At 47.4% G+C, this 16838-nt stretch carries 19 protein-coding genes; 4 read left to right on the plus strand and 15 right to left on the minus strand.

Annotated features, from left to right (window positions below):
- Positions 1 to 2 precede the first annotated feature (2 nt).
- The 12 genes from RBK99_RS08355 to RBK99_RS08410 all read right to left on the minus strand — a co-directional run bounded on the left by RBK99_RS08355 (position 3) and on the right by RBK99_RS08410 (position 8385).
- Entirely contained in the window at positions 3 to 533 is a 531-nt protein-coding gene (locus tag RBK99_RS08355) for a LolA family protein (protein ID WP_317504146.1), read from the minus strand.
- The gene (locus RBK99_RS08360; RefSeq protein WP_317504147.1) at positions 530 to 940 is read right to left on the minus strand and encodes an acyl-CoA thioesterase; all 411 of its coding nucleotides are present in this window, start codon (positions 938 to 940) and stop codon (positions 530 to 532) included. Before RBK99_RS08360 ends, RBK99_RS08355 begins: the two co-directional genes overlap by 4 nt.
- Complete coding sequence (locus RBK99_RS08365; protein WP_317504148.1) at positions 937 to 2484, minus strand: HAL/PAL/TAL family ammonia-lyase; 1548 nt, start codon at positions 2482 to 2484, stop codon at positions 937 to 939. Before RBK99_RS08365 ends, RBK99_RS08360 begins: the two co-directional genes overlap by 4 nt.
- Position 2485: 1 nt before the next feature.
- A complete protein-coding gene (locus tag RBK99_RS08370) occupies positions 2486 to 3430 on the minus strand; it encodes a lysophospholipid acyltransferase family protein (protein WP_317504149.1) in 945 nt (314 codons plus the stop codon).
- A gap of 2 nt (positions 3431 to 3432) precedes the next feature.
- On the minus strand, positions 3433 to 4173 hold the full coding sequence (locus tag RBK99_RS08375) for a glycosyltransferase family 2 protein (protein WP_317504150.1): 741 nt from the start codon (positions 4171 to 4173) through the stop codon (positions 3433 to 3435).
- A 1-nt stretch (position 4174) separates the two neighbouring features.
- Positions 4175 to 4531 (minus strand): ApeI family dehydratase, encoded by a 357-nt coding sequence (locus RBK99_RS08380; protein ID WP_317504151.1) that lies wholly within the window; start codon positions 4529 to 4531, stop codon positions 4175 to 4177.
- An 8-nt stretch (positions 4532 to 4539) separates the two neighbouring features.
- On the minus strand, positions 4540 to 5892 hold the full coding sequence (locus RBK99_RS08385; protein WP_317504152.1) for an AMP-binding protein: 1353 nt from the start codon (positions 5890 to 5892) through the stop codon (positions 4540 to 4542).
- Positions 5870 to 6418, minus strand: coding sequence for a COG4648 family protein (locus RBK99_RS08390; RefSeq protein ID WP_317504153.1), 549 nt, complete (start codon positions 6416 to 6418; stop codon positions 5870 to 5872). Before RBK99_RS08390 ends, RBK99_RS08385 begins: the two co-directional genes overlap by 23 nt.
- Complete coding sequence (locus RBK99_RS08395; RefSeq protein WP_317504154.1) at positions 6418 to 6669, minus strand: acyl carrier protein; 252 nt, start codon at positions 6667 to 6669, stop codon at positions 6418 to 6420. Before RBK99_RS08395 ends, RBK99_RS08390 begins: the two co-directional genes overlap by 1 nt.
- Before the next feature lie 10 nt (positions 6670 to 6679).
- On the minus strand, positions 6680 to 6952 hold the full coding sequence (locus tag RBK99_RS08400) for a phosphopantetheine-binding protein (RefSeq protein WP_317504155.1): 273 nt from the start codon (positions 6950 to 6952) through the stop codon (positions 6680 to 6682).
- Positions 6894 to 7637: a lysophospholipid acyltransferase family protein gene (locus RBK99_RS08405; RefSeq protein ID WP_317504156.1), complete on the minus strand. Its 744-nt coding sequence runs from the start codon at positions 7635 to 7637 to the stop codon at positions 6894 to 6896. Before RBK99_RS08405 ends, RBK99_RS08400 begins: the two co-directional genes overlap by 59 nt.
- A 79-nt stretch (positions 7638 to 7716) precedes the next feature.
- Positions 7717 to 8385, minus strand: a complete 669-nt coding sequence (locus RBK99_RS08410) for a beta-ketoacyl synthase chain length factor (RefSeq protein WP_317504157.1) — start codon at positions 8383 to 8385, stop codon at positions 7717 to 7719.
- A 151-nt stretch (positions 8386 to 8536) separates the two neighbouring features.
- On the opposite strand from RBK99_RS08410, the gene RBK99_RS08415 reads away from it, so the two are divergent.
- Positions 8537 to 9013 carry a 4'-phosphopantetheinyl transferase superfamily protein gene (locus RBK99_RS08415; RefSeq protein ID WP_317504158.1) on the plus strand — a complete coding sequence of 159 codons (477 nt, stop codon included), beginning with the start codon at positions 8537 to 8539 and terminating at the stop codon, positions 9011 to 9013.
- On the opposite strand, the gene galE is transcribed toward RBK99_RS08415, so the two are convergent.
- Positions 8989 to 9996, minus strand: coding sequence for a UDP-glucose 4-epimerase GalE (gene galE, locus RBK99_RS08420; RefSeq protein WP_317504159.1), 1008 nt, complete (start codon positions 9994 to 9996; stop codon positions 8989 to 8991). The two genes, RBK99_RS08415 and galE, sit on opposite strands and share 25 nt — an antisense overlap.
- Positions 9997 to 10169: 173 nt before the next feature.
- Here galE and RBK99_RS08425 point away from each other — a divergent pair, with 173 nt between their 5' ends.
- From RBK99_RS08425 to RBK99_RS08435, 3 genes are read left to right on the plus strand one after another with little or no spacing between them, the layout of a single operon-like run.
- Positions 10170 to 12074, plus strand: a complete 1905-nt coding sequence (locus RBK99_RS08425) for an alkaline phosphatase D family protein (RefSeq protein ID WP_317504160.1) — start codon at positions 10170 to 10172, stop codon at positions 12072 to 12074.
- The gene (locus RBK99_RS08430) at positions 12055 to 13002 is read left to right on the plus strand and encodes a hypothetical protein (RefSeq protein ID WP_317504161.1); all 948 of its coding nucleotides are present in this window, start codon (positions 12055 to 12057) and stop codon (positions 13000 to 13002) included. Before RBK99_RS08425 ends, RBK99_RS08430 begins: the two co-directional genes overlap by 20 nt.
- 53 nt (positions 13003 to 13055) lie before the next feature.
- The gene (locus tag RBK99_RS08435) at positions 13056 to 13511 is read left to right on the plus strand and encodes a DUF3429 domain-containing protein (protein WP_317504162.1); all 456 of its coding nucleotides are present in this window, start codon (positions 13056 to 13058) and stop codon (positions 13509 to 13511) included.
- 2 nt (positions 13512 to 13513) lie between these two features.
- Here RBK99_RS08435 and RBK99_RS08440 read toward each other — a convergent pair whose 3' ends face one another.
- Together RBK99_RS08440 and RBK99_RS08445 are read right to left on the minus strand one after the other, a co-directional pair.
- Positions 13514 to 15733 (minus strand): glycosyltransferase, encoded by a 2220-nt coding sequence (locus RBK99_RS08440; RefSeq protein WP_317504163.1) that lies wholly within the window; start codon positions 15731 to 15733, stop codon positions 13514 to 13516.
- Positions 15730 to 16794 carry a lysylphosphatidylglycerol synthase transmembrane domain-containing protein gene (locus RBK99_RS08445; RefSeq protein ID WP_317504164.1) on the minus strand — a complete coding sequence of 355 codons (1065 nt, stop codon included), beginning with the start codon at positions 16792 to 16794 and terminating at the stop codon, positions 15730 to 15732. The genes RBK99_RS08440 and RBK99_RS08445 overlap by 4 nt, the downstream gene beginning before the upstream one ends.
- Between the last annotated feature and the right edge of the window lie 44 nt (positions 16795 to 16838).

Here is a 16838-nt window from a genome sequence, read left to right on the forward strand (position 1 = left end):
TATTACCTTTTGCTGAGCTCAATACGGGTGGTGTTGCCGCTTTGTTCAAATAGCGTCACCAGCTCAACGCTGTCAGTTCCGCAACTGTGTATTTTTTCAATCACACTGCCTAATGCCTCTTCTTTTGGAGTCATCACCACACAGTTCTGTTTTAAGGACAATTTAAACAGCCGCTTAAGCACCACATCATCTTGCTGCAAAATCGCTAATAACAGCATCGCAACCGTTTCGCTGCCACTGATAGACGTGTCGCTGCCTTGTTCAAAGATACCCTGACGGTTGATGCGTAACTGCTGTTGTTGCGGATGCTCGGTTGTCCAGATGATTTCATCTTTACTAATATCCAACTGCCCCGAACTCACCAAAACCCGGGGCAGACCGGACAAGTGCTTTTTTTGTTGGAACTGCAGCGACACCGGTAAGGGCTCAGACTGTTGCGCAAGAGCCGCTAACGCTTGTGTCGTCAGCTTATCTTCGGCTGCCGAAGCCAATGAAACCGCGAATAAAAATAGAACAGCAAGAATGCGGTTCATGAGCGTTCCACTCCCAGTTTTTCAAAGACAATGTCGGGGGACTCAAACAGCATCTCACGTGTTTCTTTGCACACTGCCACCTGAACACTGGTGGCTTTAGTCAGCAATTCACCGCTTTCAACACCGCGAATTTCATAGTTTATTTTTAATCGGTGCTCCCACTCCACTAGGATCGCAGTGACCCGAATGTGTTGTCCGTAAGTTGCTGACGCAACGTACTTTAGGCGAAGATCCACAATCGGCCATAAATGCCCGTTGGCTTCCATGGTTGGGTAGTCATAGTCAAAGGTGCGTAATAACTCGCTGCGCGCCATTTCGATGTACTTTATATAGTGTCCGTGCCAGACAACCTGCATCGCGTCGACATCGAAAAAAGGAACATCAATGATTAAGCTGGCCTGTTTCATGCTGGCTCCTGATACAAGTTCCAGACTTTTGACCGTAACTGGGTAAGCCAATAACGCAGTTCGGGTTCCAGCGGACGGTCTTCCGTCAGCAGATCAAACTGTTCAGCCACACTTTCCATTATTTCAGACACACCTGAGGCCAGACTCATCGGTTGAGCTGCGGTTTGCTGGCGTAACTCAACTCCCTGATAAGCTGCCAGCAAGGTCGACACCACGACTTGCTCAGTTAACTCAAGAATACGGATACAGTCACGGGCAGCAATGGTTCCCATGCTCACTTTGTCCTGGTTATGGCACTCGGTTGAGCGTGAAAAAACACTGGCCGGCATAGTCAGTTTTAACGCCTCGGCAGTCCAGGCAGAGCAACCAATTTGAACCGCTTTAAAGCCATGGTTAATCGCCTTACGTTGCCCTTCAGCTGCAGACAAATTTGCCGGCAAACCGTGATTCATTTTGGTATCCATCAACAGCGCCATTTGTCGATCGTGCAGGTCCGCCAGGTTCGCCACCGCGGTCTTCATTGAGTCCATAACCATCGCGATATGGCCACCGTAAAAATGCCCGCCATGCAAGACGTGCTCGCCCAGCCCGTCAATAATTGGGTTGTCATTCGCGCTATTAAGTTCGTTTTCTATAGTGTCTTTAAACCACGGCAGGCTGTCTTTCAGTACACCGATAATATGAGGTGCGCAGCGAATAGAGTAGCGGTCCTGCAGGCGTGAGGAGTTTCTCGGGTGCTTAACATGGTTCAAATCCCGCTGGATCCAGCTGGCCACCTGCTGCTGCCCCTTGTGTGGCTTCACCGCAAACAGTAAGTCGTCAAAGTGGTTGCTGTTGCCGTCCAGCGCGATGCTGGCCAGCGAGGTAATTTTACTCGACAACCGCGTCAGATACTCTGCCCGGTCCCACGCCAAACACGCCAACGCGGTCATTACCGCAGTGCCATTCATAATGGCCAGGCCTTCTTTTGGCCGCAGCTTATGAACCGGCATATCCAGCAGCTGAAACGCTTCTGCGCTGTTCATGACCTTATTGCGAAAGCGCACATCACGCTCACCAATCAACGCACCAGCAATGTAGGATAGCGGCGTTAAATCACCGCTGGCGCCTACACTGCCTTCTTTTGGAATAAGCGGTAGCATGTTTTCGTTCAGCATAAGCACCAAACGTTCCAATAGCTCCCAGCTGACACCCGAATACCCTTGTGCGAGAGAACTCAGACGGGTCGCCAAAATGGCCCGGGTTTCCTGTTCGTCAAAGATATCACCCAGCCCACAGCCGTGAAAACGCGTAAGGTGAATCGGTAACTCGTTAACCAGGTTTTCCGGCACCGATACCGTACAGCTGTCGCCATAGCCGGTAGTCACCCCGTAAATAACGCCATCCTGCTCGAGTAATTCATCCAGAAAACGGACACCGGCATCGACTTTTTCGACAAACTCGGGGGCATCACTTAAGGCCACCCGCGCGTTGCCATTAGCTATCTCTACCACATCTTCAATGGTCAGCGAGCGACCACCAAAGGCTATAATCGATGTTGTCATACTACTGACTGTCCTTTTTCCAAAAATCAAAAAAGTTAAACCACTGATACGGGTAACGTATCGCTAATTTTTCCATTGTTTCGCTGTAGGCTTTCAGCACCGGTTGCAGAGCCTCTCTGCGGCTTTTACGGGGCAGTTTTAACTGCTGACACGCAAAGTTCAAATACAAATCGTAATGTCCGTCATCGGGGTTTTTTAAGCAGAATAAAAAGTAGACAGGACATTCTAGCACACTGGCTAATATCCACGGGCCTAAGGCAAAATCAGCCGGTTCACCCAAAAAGTCTTGTTCAACTGTCTGTCCGGGCTGAGTCACCGAAGTACGATCGCCCACAATGACCACAAACTCACCTTGTTCAATACGCTCTTTCAGCAGTATGGTCAGACCCATATCAATTTCGGTCACTTGAATTAGGTCAATATCGACCTTTGGATTCACTTCTTTCAGAGCCCGATTAAACGACTGTGCATGATGAGTAAACACCAGCACATTCATGCGCCGGGTATATTTTTTGGAAGCCAGCGCCCGCGCAACTTCCAGGTTACCCAAGTGGCTACCAATAAGAATGCCGCCCTGTGGCTGTTTTTCTAACTCATCAAAGTGAGTATCACCGCAGTTTCGCACCTGACTTTTAGAAACTCTTCCAACCCAGGCATCAATTTTTGCTAAAGCGTGCAGACCAAATTGCCAAAAGTGATACCAACTGTGACGCCAGCCAGGCGTTTTGGCAAAAGGCGATTGCTGTGGCGCAAATCGATGTACCCGTTGCAAAAAATTCAATGAGGCTCTGCGAGCTGTACCTCCGGTCAGGAAAAAATAGGTGATGACGGGAGCCAGAACTAAGCGCATAAGCCAGTGACCACCATATTGATAGGCTCTTAGTACAATCACTATGCCCCAATAACTTCCTCGCTCTTTTTTTTTCGCCCAGTGCTTATCGCTCATCTTCAGGTCCTGAATTTACGAAACAACAAAACAGGGATGCGCGGCAACATGCCAAAAAATAAACGGGTGTGTAGCCAGGAAATTTTTACGTTGTCCTGCAAAGCCCGGAAATGTGACTGCCCCCCTTGAGGGTAAATCACGTTCGTCGGGATAAATAGAACCGGCGTGCCAGCCCAAAATAAACGAACCATAATATCAATATCGAAATCCATGCGTGTGCCAATGTGCCCGTTCTTTATTACGCCGACCGTCTGGTACAACGGATAAACCCTGAAGCCGCACATTGTATCTTTTATTTGCATCGATAAGGTTTCGATATGCACCCAAAAGTGGGTGATCTTGCGGCCAATGCGTCGGCTGGTTGGCATACTTTCATCGTACTGAGGGTGACCACTGATTAACGCCCCCGGATGTTCTTCAGACAAGGCTAAGAACTTTGGAATATCGTCACTGTCGTGCTGGCCGTCAGCGTCTATTTGCAACGCGTGGGTAAAGCCTTCTTCAGTAGCCACCTGAAACCCAGCCATAACTGCACCACCTTTACCCCTGTTTTCAGGTAATGTGTACAACAAGATAAGCGACTTATGCTCTTCCGCCAAGATGGCCAGAACCTCCTTGGTATGGATATTTGAACCGTCATCAACAATAATGATAGGAAGCTCATAAGGCAGCAGCCTTTCAATGGTCGCCGTAATGGTCTTATCATGATTATAAATAGGAATAAGAAAACAATACTGGGACATATTAATTTATTACCAGGCGCCCGGACGACAATGCTTTATCACCGTCTGTGTATTTAAAGATAAGACAGTCGTCGCGTTTTCTTTCAATCAGAAGACTGACTGTCGCATTAGGTAAAATCATGTCATTAAACTTTAATACTTCTATACGCTGAATTGATGTTGGTGTCGACCAATAGCGGGCCGCCAGCTGAACCACCCACTCCAGTTGGGCAACCCCCGGCAGAATAGGTGCTGACGGAAAATGCCCCTGTAAATAAACACAGTCAGAAGCCAATGTGAACAGGCCCTTTAGCACCGGCTTATCATTCTCGTTCCGGCTTTCACAAAGCTGACTAAAATCTGGTAAATGAATCTGCATTAATGCCCTTACTTATCCTTTTCGAACAACGCTATTAAATCGGCCTGTGTTATCTTTCCTGCGTCATTGTACGGCAACTGCTGTCGGTAGCGAAAACGCTTAGGTACCACCACTTTATCGAACCGCTGCAGTAAATGGTGACGAAGTTCCTGTCGCGCTTTAAACCGCCCCAGGCTATTTAGCTCAGCATTCCCTTTCGGCGTTAAAACCAACACCAGACCCAACTCAACTCGTGGGCTATGCAACACGCAGACCTTTGCGGACTCAACCCAGTCGTGGCGTAGCGCAAACGCCTCAACTTCGTTTAATGAGACCCGCTTTTCAGCAATCTTCGCAATCCGATCCTGACGTCCCAGCAGTTGAAAGCCACCCTGTTCCTCAAGCTCAACCTTATCTTCCGTAAGATAAGAAGACTTAGCGTTATTAAGATAAGGCGACTGAATAACCAGCTTTCCGTTTTCATCGCAACTCACGTTAACGCCGGCTAAAGGCGTAAAGCTATCCGATGAACCAGAGGTTCGCTGGCGCCAGGCTATACCACCGGTTTCAGTACTTCCGTAAACTTCGGTCGGAACCATCAAGCCGTTTTCTGCAAATGCCGTTGGCACCGAGTCTGGCAGCGGCCCGCCTGATGAGAAAATCATTGCCAGTGACTGACTGTACTGAGTTAATCGCGACAAGTTGTCCAGCCGCTGCAAATGTGCCGGACTGCTGATAAGAGCGTAACGCTGGCGGCCAGCTTTCGCCAATATTTGCTGAAGCTGCTCTGGGTAATCGATTAAAGGAATGGTCACCGAGCGCCCCGCAGCAATAGGCCAAAGCACAGTGAACAGGAAACCATATATATGCTGATGCGTCACAGTGGTAACAACATCAGCGCTTCCGAGTTGCTCTGAAAATGTCCGTTCCAGCGTCATGACTTCAAGCCACAACTGCCTTAAGGTTTTTTCTACTGCTTTAGGCTTACCACTGCTACCAGAGGTAAAAAAGGTAACACCTGCATCTAATTGCCCCGCCAGGCCGAATTCCGGCGTATCCAAACCGACCGACGACGGCAACTCATCAGGCACTCTGAACGAATAATGAACTGACAATTCAGTCAAGGTGGCGGGCTTATCGTTAGCTGGCAAAATGACACGTTTTTGGCAATTCAGCAGGGCGAAAAACCACACACTAAAACGATACCAGTTGCGCTGATAGAGTAGCGCATTACCTTCACTTTTCGCTAACCACTGCGTGGCAGCTGCGACATCCCGGAGCCAGCGCGTCACGTTAATCGGCTCTTCACCTATGACCGCTATTTGCGTCTCTGAACGCGGCCAGCGCAGCTCCCAATGATCAGTGCTTATCTCTAACAACACGTCGCACACTCCACTCAATCACAAAGAGTAATCCCATCAGAACATAGGAAATAAAACCGTTGTATAACGTCCAGAGATCGAGGTCACCATGGATAGCCGTTGCCAAAGAAATGCCACCATTAACAAAGAAGAACAGTACCCAAACCAGGGTAACCTTTTCAGTATAAGCAACAGCCTTTTCTGACAGCGAACCTTCCATCAACAGAGCCAATCGAGTAATAGCTGCAGGTTTACGCCACAATGATGCAAGAAAGACCAATAATAGCGCGGCATTGACCCAAACAGGATAAAACAGCACACCGGTTAACTGGTCGGTAAACCACACCGTTGCTAAGACCAGCAGTATTATCGCTACCGACAGCCAGCTTTTGGGATGATTCCTACCCTGTAAAACAACGTTTAAGCTCAGCAGTGCCAGCAGCACCAGGATTAACCAGGTTGTTAATCCTTGCTGTGCCAGCCACCAAACCAACAGCGGGTAAGCAATGAGCAAACCACCGATCAATAAACGTGGTCCGTTTGTCATTAGTCGTTGTGAACAAGTTTATAGACTTCTTCGACAACGTCCTCGACTGTACGTACTGCTTTAAACGCATCCGGGCTTATCTTCTTTCCGGTAATTTCGCGCAACTTAACAACTAAATCCACCGCATCGATAGAGTCAAGGTCAAGATCCTGATACAGGTTAGCGTCCAAAGAGATATCATCAGATTCCAGTTCAAAATCCTCTTCCAGAATCTGAACTAACCTTGCATATACTTCGTCTTTCGTCTTCATCGTTCCCTCGTCACTCACCACGATTGTTAGCGACAAACTCCGCTAACGTATTCACACTGTAAAAGTGCCTTTTTGTTTCCGCTGAATTGGCATCCAGCTTCACATCATATTTTTTCTTAATTGCCAGACCTAATTCCAGTGCGTCTATGGAGTCGAGGTTTAAGCCATCATCATCATCGCCAAACAAGGCGGCAGAATCGTTAATATCTGATGCTTCAACATCCTCAAGATCCAGCGACTCGATAATCAAGGCTTTGATCTCTTGCTTCAGGCTCTCTGTCATTTTCTCTTACCCTTTCATAGTAACTCTGTAAATCACGAGTCAATTGACGCGCAGCGATACTCAGTTTTGTCGTGTCGCAATACTTGGCCGACTCTATCTCTCCAAGATAATGCACTGATAAGGTCGGCTTTCGCTCCGGCGCACAATACCAAGCCTCATTCTTAATTAAAGTGACCGGCGAACAGTCAATTCTCAGTGCCGTTATTTTCGCCCGGGTTCGTAGTGCCAGATGGGCTGCTCCGCGTTGGAATTTAACCGTTTCTCCGGGCGTGGTCCGCGTACCTTCCGGGAAAATAATCAGGTTATTTCCTTGCGCCAGCGAACGCTCACAATCGGTGACTAAGTCCTCTGGGTCAGAGTTACTTAAATACCCTGTCGAGCGGATAACCCCCCGCATAAAAGGATTTTTCCATAAGTGAGACTTAACCACACAGTCAGGATTCGGCACAAAAGAAATCAACGCAACGACATCAATCAAACAAGGGTGATTCGCGATAATGACTTGGCCCCGAACGCCTTTTAGCTGCTCAATGGCTTTAAAATCGAAATGGAACACTCCCGTCCATTTCATCACACCAATAAACCATCGGAACGTCAGTTGCACTAAACGCCGGGCTCGGATTTCGCGCTGCTGTTGTCCTTTGGATAATAACGTTAGCAGAGGTAAAGCTGTAACCGACAGCAATAAACCACCGAACCCAAAAATGGCAAAGCAAAGCCCGGTGGCGAAACGCCGCCAAGTACGATTTATTATTCACCAAAGATTAAGTAGCATGCCAGCTCCAAATCACGCCGTTATAGCCATTAACCACTTTACCACCGCGCGCATCCAATATTTGTTGCACGTTGTTCGCAACTGAGTAGACGTCATCCTGTAACTGACTTTCTTTTTTAATCCGGCGATCCAAAATCAATTCCTGTCCGTTTTCTCTATCGAGTAAAATCGCTTGCGAAAAGCCTTTTAGCGGTGATTGAATCTGCGTTGAATAGACCGCTGGGGGCACTTCATCAGCATACACCAGTAGCACTTGCTTCGCTTCGCTTTGTAGTTGGCTTATCGCCTCGAGCCAGCCCAAAGGGTAGGTTTGCTCACCCGCCGACAGCGTTGTCATTGCTTGTCGATTATCGGCCGCCATACTGTATTGCCCCAGCACCGCATTATTCACTGACAGAGCAAACTGCGTGGGTGACAAAACCTCACCACGCACCAACTCGCGCAGTAGCTTTTCAGTACGGTGCAAGTCACCATGGCGGGTCGCCAGGATCACTGGAGTATCTTTCAGTTGCGGCTGCCGCTCACCTATCTGCAGAATGGCTGTGACCAGTACTTTCGAATACAAACTCAGGCGACGCCGGGTTGCAGCCGGGATTTGCTTCAGCAGCTCACGACTTTCCGTTTCGACTAATGTACTATCAGCTATAAAAGCTCGCATAGGATTATGGGCAGACACTCAAAAAAGAAGCGGAATACTACAGAATCTCACTCGACATTTCAAAAATATAACATCGCATATGGTTATCGGATATAGGCTATACAACAAAACAGCATCACCGCTAAAGGTTTCAGCAGAAGCCCGGGAGTTATTGGTTCAGCTTGTACAAAAATACGGGGCAACCGAGGCATCTCAGCAGGTCGTCGTCGATAAAACCGATTCCGGTGCGCCACTTTTAACCGTCGACGGGCGCTCCGTGTATTGTTCTATTACTCATAAATCAGGCTGTATCGCTGCGGCCTACTCAAGCACCAACAAGATAGGTATCGACCTCGAAGACCTGAGTACCAATAAAGATTATCAGCGCATTCGCGACCATTATAAAGATGGCTTTCTGGCGGGTAGTGCTTTGACCAAAAAAGACTTCTTTCACCACTGGACTCTAGCAGAAGCCTTCGCTAAAGCGTCCGGGGCTTCTTTACTCAACGTGCTGGAAAGCCCGCTTCACCATCAGAAAAAATCGGCAACCTATTTCCAGATACACCCCTTTTTGTTGTGCGCTTATCAGGAGCCCTCGGTTGAAAATAACGAAATAGCATTACATCAGTTAGATAGCGATAACCAATGACAATAGTCCCGAGCTATTGTATTTAAGTCGAAATCAGCTTGCCAATTCAACTCAGTACGGGCTTTTCTAACCTCAGCATAACAGCTGCCGACATCGCCCTTTCGCGGCGCCAAAAACTCAACGGGAATACGCATCCCGCTGGCTTTTTCGAAAGCCCGAACGACTCCCAGTACAGACTCACCTTTGCCCGTTCCCAAATTAAAAATCTGGTGTCCTGATTGTGCAAGAACGGCTTCCAGTGCAGCAACATGACCGCTCGCCAGGTCGCAAATATGGATATAGTCACGAACTGCGGTGCCGTCGCAGGTCGGATAATTATCACCGTATATTGGCACCGACTCCGCTAGACCCATAATAACTTTACCAATGGCGGGAATCAGATTAGCGGCAGGTTTTAGCGGTTGCTCTCCGATGGCACCCGACGGGTGTGCCCCTGCCGGATTGAAATAACGCAAACTCACAGCCGAAAACTCTGAATTGTTTTGACAGTGTTCGGTTAGATCGCATTCCGACTGATATTTCGTTTCGCCATAAGGGTTTGTTACCTCTCCAGCAGCCGCTGATTCAGCAATCGGAACCTGTGACGGTACGCCATAAACCACCGCAGATGATGAAAAGACCAAGCGGGTTACTGAAAACCGCTCCATTAAAGCGATAAGTTGTCTTGTACCCTCCACATTAGTCAGAAAGTACTGGTCGGTTAGCTGATAACTTTCCTGAGGATTCTTAAGCGCAGCAAAATGCATAACTGCATCAATAACGTAGTCGCGAAAGACACTTTCCAAAGCTTTCCGGTCGCAAATGTCTATTTGACGAAAGGCCGGCCGCTTGCCTGTCATTTTCTCAATTTTATCAATGGCTGAAGCGCTGCTGTTACTCAGATTATCAATCACAATCACTTGGTAGCCTTTGAGCATCAGTTCGACAACCGTGTGCGAACCGATAAACCCACAACCTCCGGTAACCAAGATCTGTTTATTCATCGTCATGACCCACGAGCAATAGCACCACTCATTGTAAAAGGGCCAGAATAGTATCGACTGACTTTTGCTAAAGCAACTTAAACTCTTGCTAGCTATGGCTAGTCATATTTTGTAATGCCCAGATTGTTCTTTATAGTGACAAACAGTCTAGATAAAAGCTAAAAGGAACGCCGTTGAGTCATTCTTCACTACCGCCTATTATCTGTGGTCCAATATTACGCGCTGTCGATGAAGACAGTGTTGTTGTGTGGCTCGTCTGCCGAGACGACTTTCCGCTGACCGCAGAACTCTCTGTTGGCCTGAAGCATCAAGAGATCGAGTCGGTACGGGTTGGCACGCACGCTGTCATCAAGCGGCTTCAGCTCACGCCTAAACAGCGACTGACTCACGATCAGTACATTGAATACGACATTGTTATTGATGAGAAAGGACTTTCAGAGACCGCTTCACACTTACTGTACCCCACTCAAAACCGTCCTGGCTTTGTCTTTAAAAAGTCCATTGATCGTGTTTTTCATGGTTCCTGCCGGCGACCTCATCACACTGCTCCCGATGGCTTAGTGAGGGTCGACGCCGAGCTGGAAGAAAGTCTGAACAAGCCGAGCGAACGGCCGGCATTATTAATGCACAGCGGCGATCAAGTCTATGTTGATGACGTTGCCGGACCAATGCTTTCAGCAATACACAACACGATTGAATTACTGGGGCTGTACGAAGAGGCCATAAGCGGCACAAACTTTAACGACAGTGCGGAACTTCGTTCGCTTGATGCGAATTACTATGGCAGAGACCAGCTGCTTCCGGACACTAAAATGAACGAAGCACTTACGGAGAAATTTTTTGGCGGTGTTAAAAAACCTATTTTCACCTCCAGTAATGCCAAAAACCATCTCATTAGTTTTAGTGAGTACATCGGCATCTACCTACTCACCTGGTCCCCCGTCTTATGGCAACGACTAGCCACTGAAGCGCCTCCGTCACTAACACCAGAGCAACTTGCAACCTATGAGCAAGAGCAAAGCGCACTGACAAAATATTGCGATACCTTGCCCAAAGCGGCTAGAGCTATGGCCAATGTACCTAATTATATGATTTTTGATGACCACGACATTACCGATGACTGGAACCTTTCCGCGCTATGGGAAATAACCGCCTACGAACACCCATTTTCCAGGCGAATTGTCGGTAACGCGCTTGCGGGCTATTTATTGTGTCAGGGCTGGGGCAACACGAAAGATTCACTTAACGCTTTAGTCTCTCAGTTTAAAGCGGTCTCCGAATCTAACGGTCACTACAACACCACTGACTTAGACGCGTTAATCGATTCGTTGCTGTCATTTGATGGCTGGCAGTACGAGATTTACCGTGAACCAATGGTTGTCGTTCTGGATACCCGAACCCGTCGTTGGAGAAGTGAGCAAGCCCGCTCCAAACCATCCGGATTAATGGACTGGGAAGCACTATCAGACTTTCAGCAAAAAATTCTGAACCAAAAATCGGTGATTGTGGTGTCGCCCGCGCCCATGTTCGGTGTCAAACTCATTGAGACCATCCAGGAGATTTTCACCTTTTTAGGAAAGCCGCTATTAGTCGACGCAGAAAACTGGATGGCCCACCCCGGTTCAGCAGAAGTCATGCTCAATATTTTTGCGCATCGCGGTACGCCGCAAAACTTCACGATTTTATCGGGAGATGTGCACTATTCTTTTGCTTATGACGTGCGGCTAAAGCACCAAAAGCCCGGGCCAAGAATCTGGCAAATTACCAGCAGTGGTATCAAAAATCAGTTCCCGGACTCGCTTTTAGAGTGGCTCGATCGTCTTAACCGCTGGCTGTATGCCCCTTACTCCCCTTTGAACTGGTTCACAAAACGAAAACGGTTTCGTGTTTTTCCCAGACTTCCCAGCGAAAGAGATGCCGGCGAGCGCTTATGGAACCACTCCGGCATTGGTCTGGTCGAATTTGGCGAAACCGGTGTGCCGGAAACCATAAAACAACTCAATGCAGACCAGGGCGAATGTCTGTTTGAAGCAACACTAAAGACAAGGAAACAAAAAAATGAAACAGCGTCCTCTTGATCAGCAACGACTAAGCCGTTATTCCTCACAACAAGAGGAGTACCGACTCGCCATTATTACAGATGAAGACGATTCATCGCAGATTGAGCTGGATGATGGTCAAACCGCCTGGCGCTCAACGCTCCGTCATGACGAACTTACGCGATCGGCCTCAGGCGAGTATGAATTGACTGAAATTGCAGAAGAAGATGGCGGAGAGCACCACCTCATTAGCTTAATTGCAGAAGGAGGCCGAGGCGCCGAATTCTCCGAGTTGGTTATGTTTGGTAAACATTTGATGACGTTTGATGATCGTACCGGCCTTGTTTGCGAAATTCGCAATCAGAACCAGCTCATCCCCCGACAAATTCTCATGGCAGGAAGCGGCGACGAAAAGTTTAAAGGTTTCAAAGGCGAATGGGCCACCGTAAAAGGTAACGAATTGATCGTTGGCAGTCATGGCAAAAAACCAACAGAAGAGTGGATAAAGGTCATTGGTCGCAACTACGGTTTACAAAGCATCAATTGGCATAATAACTACAACAAGCTGAAAAAAGCCGCCGGCGTAGACAAGGATGGGTATATTGTTCACGAAGCTGCAGAGTGGCACCCTCAACTGGAAAAATGGCTGTTTTTTCCAAGAAAAATATCCGACCGAGCCTTCGACCCAGAGTACGACGAAACCTGTTGTGGCAGCAATAAGCTGTTCATTGTGTCCGAAGACTTTAACGATATTGAGATCATTAGCGTAGGCGACATCGTCGCTGAGCGAGGTGTTTCGTCGTTCAAGATTCTGCCCGGCCACCCAAACGAATGTGTTGGACTGAAAAGCGTTGAAGTGGGTGACAGAACGGAAACTTACTTTTTCGTCTTCGACCTTAAAGGCAATATATTGCATGACGATCACTTAATTGGTCACTACAAATGCGAAGGTATTGAGATCCTCTGAAACAGAATTTTTGTACTACACTATAAAGCCATAACAGAAAGCTCAGAGTGACTATGAATTCAGGTAAGAACGGACTTATTTATACTTTAGGTTTTCTTGGGTTAGTGCCCTTTTTGGCGTCATCGCTTGCAGCCTTAATGCATACGGGGACCTTATGGGGCATATTGCCTTTAGAATTTTTAATTACTTATGGTGCCATTATTCTCACTTTTTTGGGTGGCACGTTATGGGGTGATGCATTACACCGGGCTGAAAGTGAGAAAACCAAAGGCTCACTCATATTAAGTAATGTCTTTGCATTACTGGCATGGTTAACCTTGTTATTGCATTCCCCGGCATGGTCTCTGGCGCTGCAAATGATAGGCTTTGCGTTATTACTGTTCTTCGAGCAGAAACTGGCCCGCAGCTCGGCAATGACCTCATACATGGGTTATTACCGAATTCGAGTGTTACTCACAACAGCCGTGGTTGTCTGTGAGCTACTGGTTTTTGGTAACCACATTTTGTGACGCTATTTTTTTTCATGATAGCGAGCCAGGGTTTCTGCGTATATGTGGCGAACATCGCAACTGAACTTGTCAACAGAATAGTCACGGGCAAAAGCCAGCGCATTTTCCGACAAGCTCTTGCGTAAAGGCGCATCGTCGAGAAGCTGCTTGACTCGTTTACACCATAAAGCTTGCTTCGCCGGTGTTTTATAGCCGTTATGCTCATCTTCGACCACATCATCTATGCCGCTTGAACGAACCGCGACCACCGGTAAGCCCGCGGCCATCGCTTCCAGAATAACCATCCCTTGTGTTTCTGACTGGGAAGCAAACAGAAAAGCATCACCTAACTGATACCAGATGGCCATTTCATCTGGTGGTACCGCCCCCACTAACGTGACCTGTTGCTGCAGGCCCATTTCATCAATACGGCCTTGCAGGCGATGTCGCTGATGTCCGTCTCCTATAATCAAGAATCGGAACGGTTTATCCGTTTGTTCTTTCAACTGCGCCATGGCGTCTATCATAAAATCGATATTTTTCTCGTTAGACAAACGAGACACACTGATAAAGACCGTTTCGTCGCTCAGGCTTTGCTGTTGGCGTAATGTGTCAACCTGCTCTGGAGCAACCTGTTGAAAGCGATCAAACTCAATACCGGTGGGCTGCACAAACGTCGGTCGTTTTACCCCTATCATACGGAGATATTCTTCGGTCGACTGCGTTGGTACAATGACGCCATCGCATTTATTCGCAAACCGACGCACCAGAAAGTGGGCAATAATATTACGGAACAAAGAGCCCGGTAAAAAAACAAAGTGAGCGTAATGTTCCAGTCTTGTGTGGTAGGTATAAACGACCGGTACTTTTAGTCTCCGCGCCATAAAGACACCAAGCGAGCCTATCCAGAACGGATGATGCACATGGATGATATCGGGTTTAAAAGCTTTAACCTTTTTGCGAACCGCGCCTGAAAAGATATTGGCAAAACGAAACTCACTTTTTTCCCCAAAGGAAAACAGTGAAGGCATACGCACCACATGCTCTTCCCGCTCCATTTTTTTCTGGTAGCGAGGAGCAACCACCAGAACTTTATCTTTAAGCTTGACCAGCCCATTACGCAGGCGCTCAATTGATATGGGAACGCCCCCAATAAATGGCAGATAATTATTCGTAAACATGGCCACACGCATAGGATTTTTCAGCCAGGGCTCAGGATCAATGTCGTAATCTGGGTAATAGTCTTTGCCGACAAACACCGCATTATAGAGTTTGGTACTGATCACTAAAAACAAACTCACCAGCAAAATAAAGTTCAGATAACCCACATAGAACAGAGAGTGGATAAAGAACCACAAACTCTCTAGCTGTTTAAGGATAGGATGCTGACCAATCTCAAGCTCCTTAACCGAATGCTCGACAGAGCCGTCAGCATTCACCGTCACTTTTACGTAGTGATAAAAGCTTTCATCCTGATTGAGCACTAGGCCACCGGCACCTCCGGTGGTTATATAGGTTATACCGTTATGCTCCCGTTCGGAGTAAATGGAAATATTGGATGAAAACACCCGATCGACGCCAAATTTACTGAGTGTCTTCATCAGTGCTTGTTTGAACTGCGGCGGCTGCAGAAAGTCCTCTTCTTCCGCTAAAAAGAACGCTTCTTTCGGCTCCATTGGCGGGTGCCCGATAAAAACAAACCGATGCTTTGAACTGTCGCCTTTTAAAATGTCCTCTAGCCAACGAAGCTGCCATTGCCAGGGGGTCTTCCCGGTGCTGTCAAGAAAGATAAAACGACTGCCGTTTGAAGAAAAACTAAAAAAATGCGGCCCGTAATGGTTATAAAAGCGAAAGCTTCCGAACTCTTCGTATTCGTTATTCCCGAAGGTTAAAAGATACGGCATTTCCAGGCGCGATAACGTCCCCCTAATTGCCCGGTATTTGTCTTCTCCGCCACCACTTACCGCATTACCGGCAGAGATTAAAAAGTCGATATTCGCATCGTTCAGCATGGGGATAATGCGGCGTTCAAAAATTCCAACGGAGTTATTGATATTACCTACAACGGCAAAGCTATAGCTGTCCTGTTTCTCCAGCAACGCGCTGATATCAGAGAGCTGTTCAGTATGTTCCGCCTCAAATTCGGAAGTCACTAAATTCAAGTAGACTTTATAACTCACAAGGCCTAAAACAATGGCAATGTTTAGATAAAACAGAATTTTCAGTAACTTTGTTTTATTCATTGTGTGACCCGTACTTTGGCAGACTGCACTAAATAGCGTTGTAAAATGACAAGGCCCAGAAGCATACCCAGATAAATCGTTAAAAAGCGCCAACTAAAGGTCACTAGAAGTAAATGCTGATTCGCTAAAATATCGTTAAAGAAGCTACCAAACACGCCTTCAGAAATGCCTGACGCGCCGGGGGTCGGTGCAAAGTACATAATAAACGTTGTCACGACCAGAAGCCCCACACTGACCAAATAGTCTACATTATAGTCCAGTCCCCACATGAGCAGCGCAGGGAAACTGAATAAGCTGAGGAGAAAAATAAAGGTAAAAAACACCGATAGTGCAATCGCCATTTTTGAACCCCGGCAATACTCAGAAAAACTGCGGGAGAAGCGCAGCATTTCACGTCGCGTTTTATATTGCCAACGTAAATGACGTTCTGGGCTGATCAGCCTTAGCTTATGTATCCCCTTACAAAGATAGCTTAGCGGGCCAATAAGCCAATGGGCCCGCAGTAAAACGATCGCAAAAAATAGCAGATAAAGCACAATTAAAACGGCCAAAGCCGCACCAATATCACCAATAATGGCTTCATCTTGTAACGGCTTCAGTGTCAGTAAAAATAAGGGAGTAAGCGAAAAGATAAAGAAAATAGCCAATACCGTACGAATGGTTGTCGCCGCCGTTGCTCGCCCAATGGGGACACCATGCTCGTGCAGAAACCAAACCTGAGCAAAGCCACCGCCCGTAGCCATGGGCGTAATATTGGAGAAGAAAATATTAATAAAGACCAACTTCGCCATGGCCTTCTTGGGAATACGATATCCTAAAGCACGCAACGTATAATACAGACGCAATCCGTCCGCGGTAAAGTAAATGCCCAACAACAGCAAAACCGCGCCGATAACCGGTGGTGACAGTAAGCGTGCATCAAAGGTTAAGCTTCGCCCGGAAAAGTGATCGTAAATAGCGTAGAAGCCAGCAACCGTCAGTAAAATAAATAACAGACTAAACAGTGTTAAGCGCTTCCAGGAGGCTTTGTATTGCTTTTCTTCTTCCGCTGAAGCTGTCATTTTTTACTGGTTACTCCCCACAAAGCCTAATGGTTAAGGATTAT

It is taken from the genome of Idiomarina solivarensis, from assembly GCF_033052755.1.
Taxonomy (GTDB): domain Bacteria; phylum Pseudomonadota; class Gammaproteobacteria; order Enterobacterales; family Alteromonadaceae; genus Idiomarina.

Excerpts from the sequence above, each read along its gene's own strand:
- RBK99_RS08355 (WP_317504146.1), bottom strand. The coding sequence starts at position 533 with ATGAACCGCATTCTTGCTGTTCTATTTTTATTCGCGGTTTCATTGGCT.
- RBK99_RS08360 (WP_317504147.1), bottom strand. The coding sequence starts at position 940 with ATGAAACAGGCCAGCTTAATCATTGATGTTCCTTTTTTCGATGTCGAC.
- RBK99_RS08365 (WP_317504148.1), bottom strand. The coding sequence starts at position 2,484 with ATGACAACATCGATTATAGCCTTTGGTGGTCGCTCGCTGACCATTGAA.
- RBK99_RS08370 (WP_317504149.1), bottom strand. The coding sequence starts at position 3,430 with ATGAGCGATAAGCACTGGGCGAAAAAAAAAGAGCGAGGAAGTTATTGG.
- RBK99_RS08375 (WP_317504150.1), bottom strand. The coding sequence starts at position 4,173 with ATGTCCCAGTATTGTTTTCTTATTCCTATTTATAATCATGATAAGACC.
- RBK99_RS08380 (WP_317504151.1), bottom strand. The coding sequence starts at position 4,531 with ATGCAGATTCATTTACCAGATTTTAGTCAGCTTTGTGAAAGCCGGAAC.
- RBK99_RS08390 (WP_317504153.1), bottom strand. The coding sequence starts at position 6,418 with ATGACAAACGGACCACGTTTATTGATCGGTGGTTTGCTCATTGCTTAC.
- RBK99_RS08395 (WP_317504154.1), bottom strand. The coding sequence starts at position 6,669 with ATGAAGACGAAAGACGAAGTATATGCAAGGTTAGTTCAGATTCTGGAA.
- RBK99_RS08400 (WP_317504155.1), bottom strand. The coding sequence starts at position 6,952 with ATGACAGAGAGCCTGAAGCAAGAGATCAAAGCCTTGATTATCGAGTCG.
- RBK99_RS08410 (WP_317504157.1), bottom strand. The coding sequence starts at position 8,385 with ATGCGAGCTTTTATAGCTGATAGTACATTAGTCGAAACGGAAAGTCGT.
- galE (WP_317504159.1), bottom strand. The coding sequence starts at position 9,996 with ATGAATAAACAGATCTTGGTTACCGGAGGTTGTGGGTTTATCGGTTCG.
- RBK99_RS08430 (WP_317504161.1), top strand. The coding sequence starts at position 12,055 with ATGAAACAGCGTCCTCTTGATCAGCAACGACTAAGCCGTTATTCCTCA.
- RBK99_RS08435 (WP_317504162.1), top strand. The coding sequence starts at position 13,056 with ATGAATTCAGGTAAGAACGGACTTATTTATACTTTAGGTTTTCTTGGG.
- RBK99_RS08440 (WP_317504163.1), bottom strand. The coding sequence starts at position 15,733 with ATGAATAAAACAAAGTTACTGAAAATTCTGTTTTATCTAAACATTGCC.
- RBK99_RS08445 (WP_317504164.1), bottom strand. The coding sequence starts at position 16,794 with ATGACAGCTTCAGCGGAAGAAGAAAAGCAATACAAAGCCTCCTGGAAG.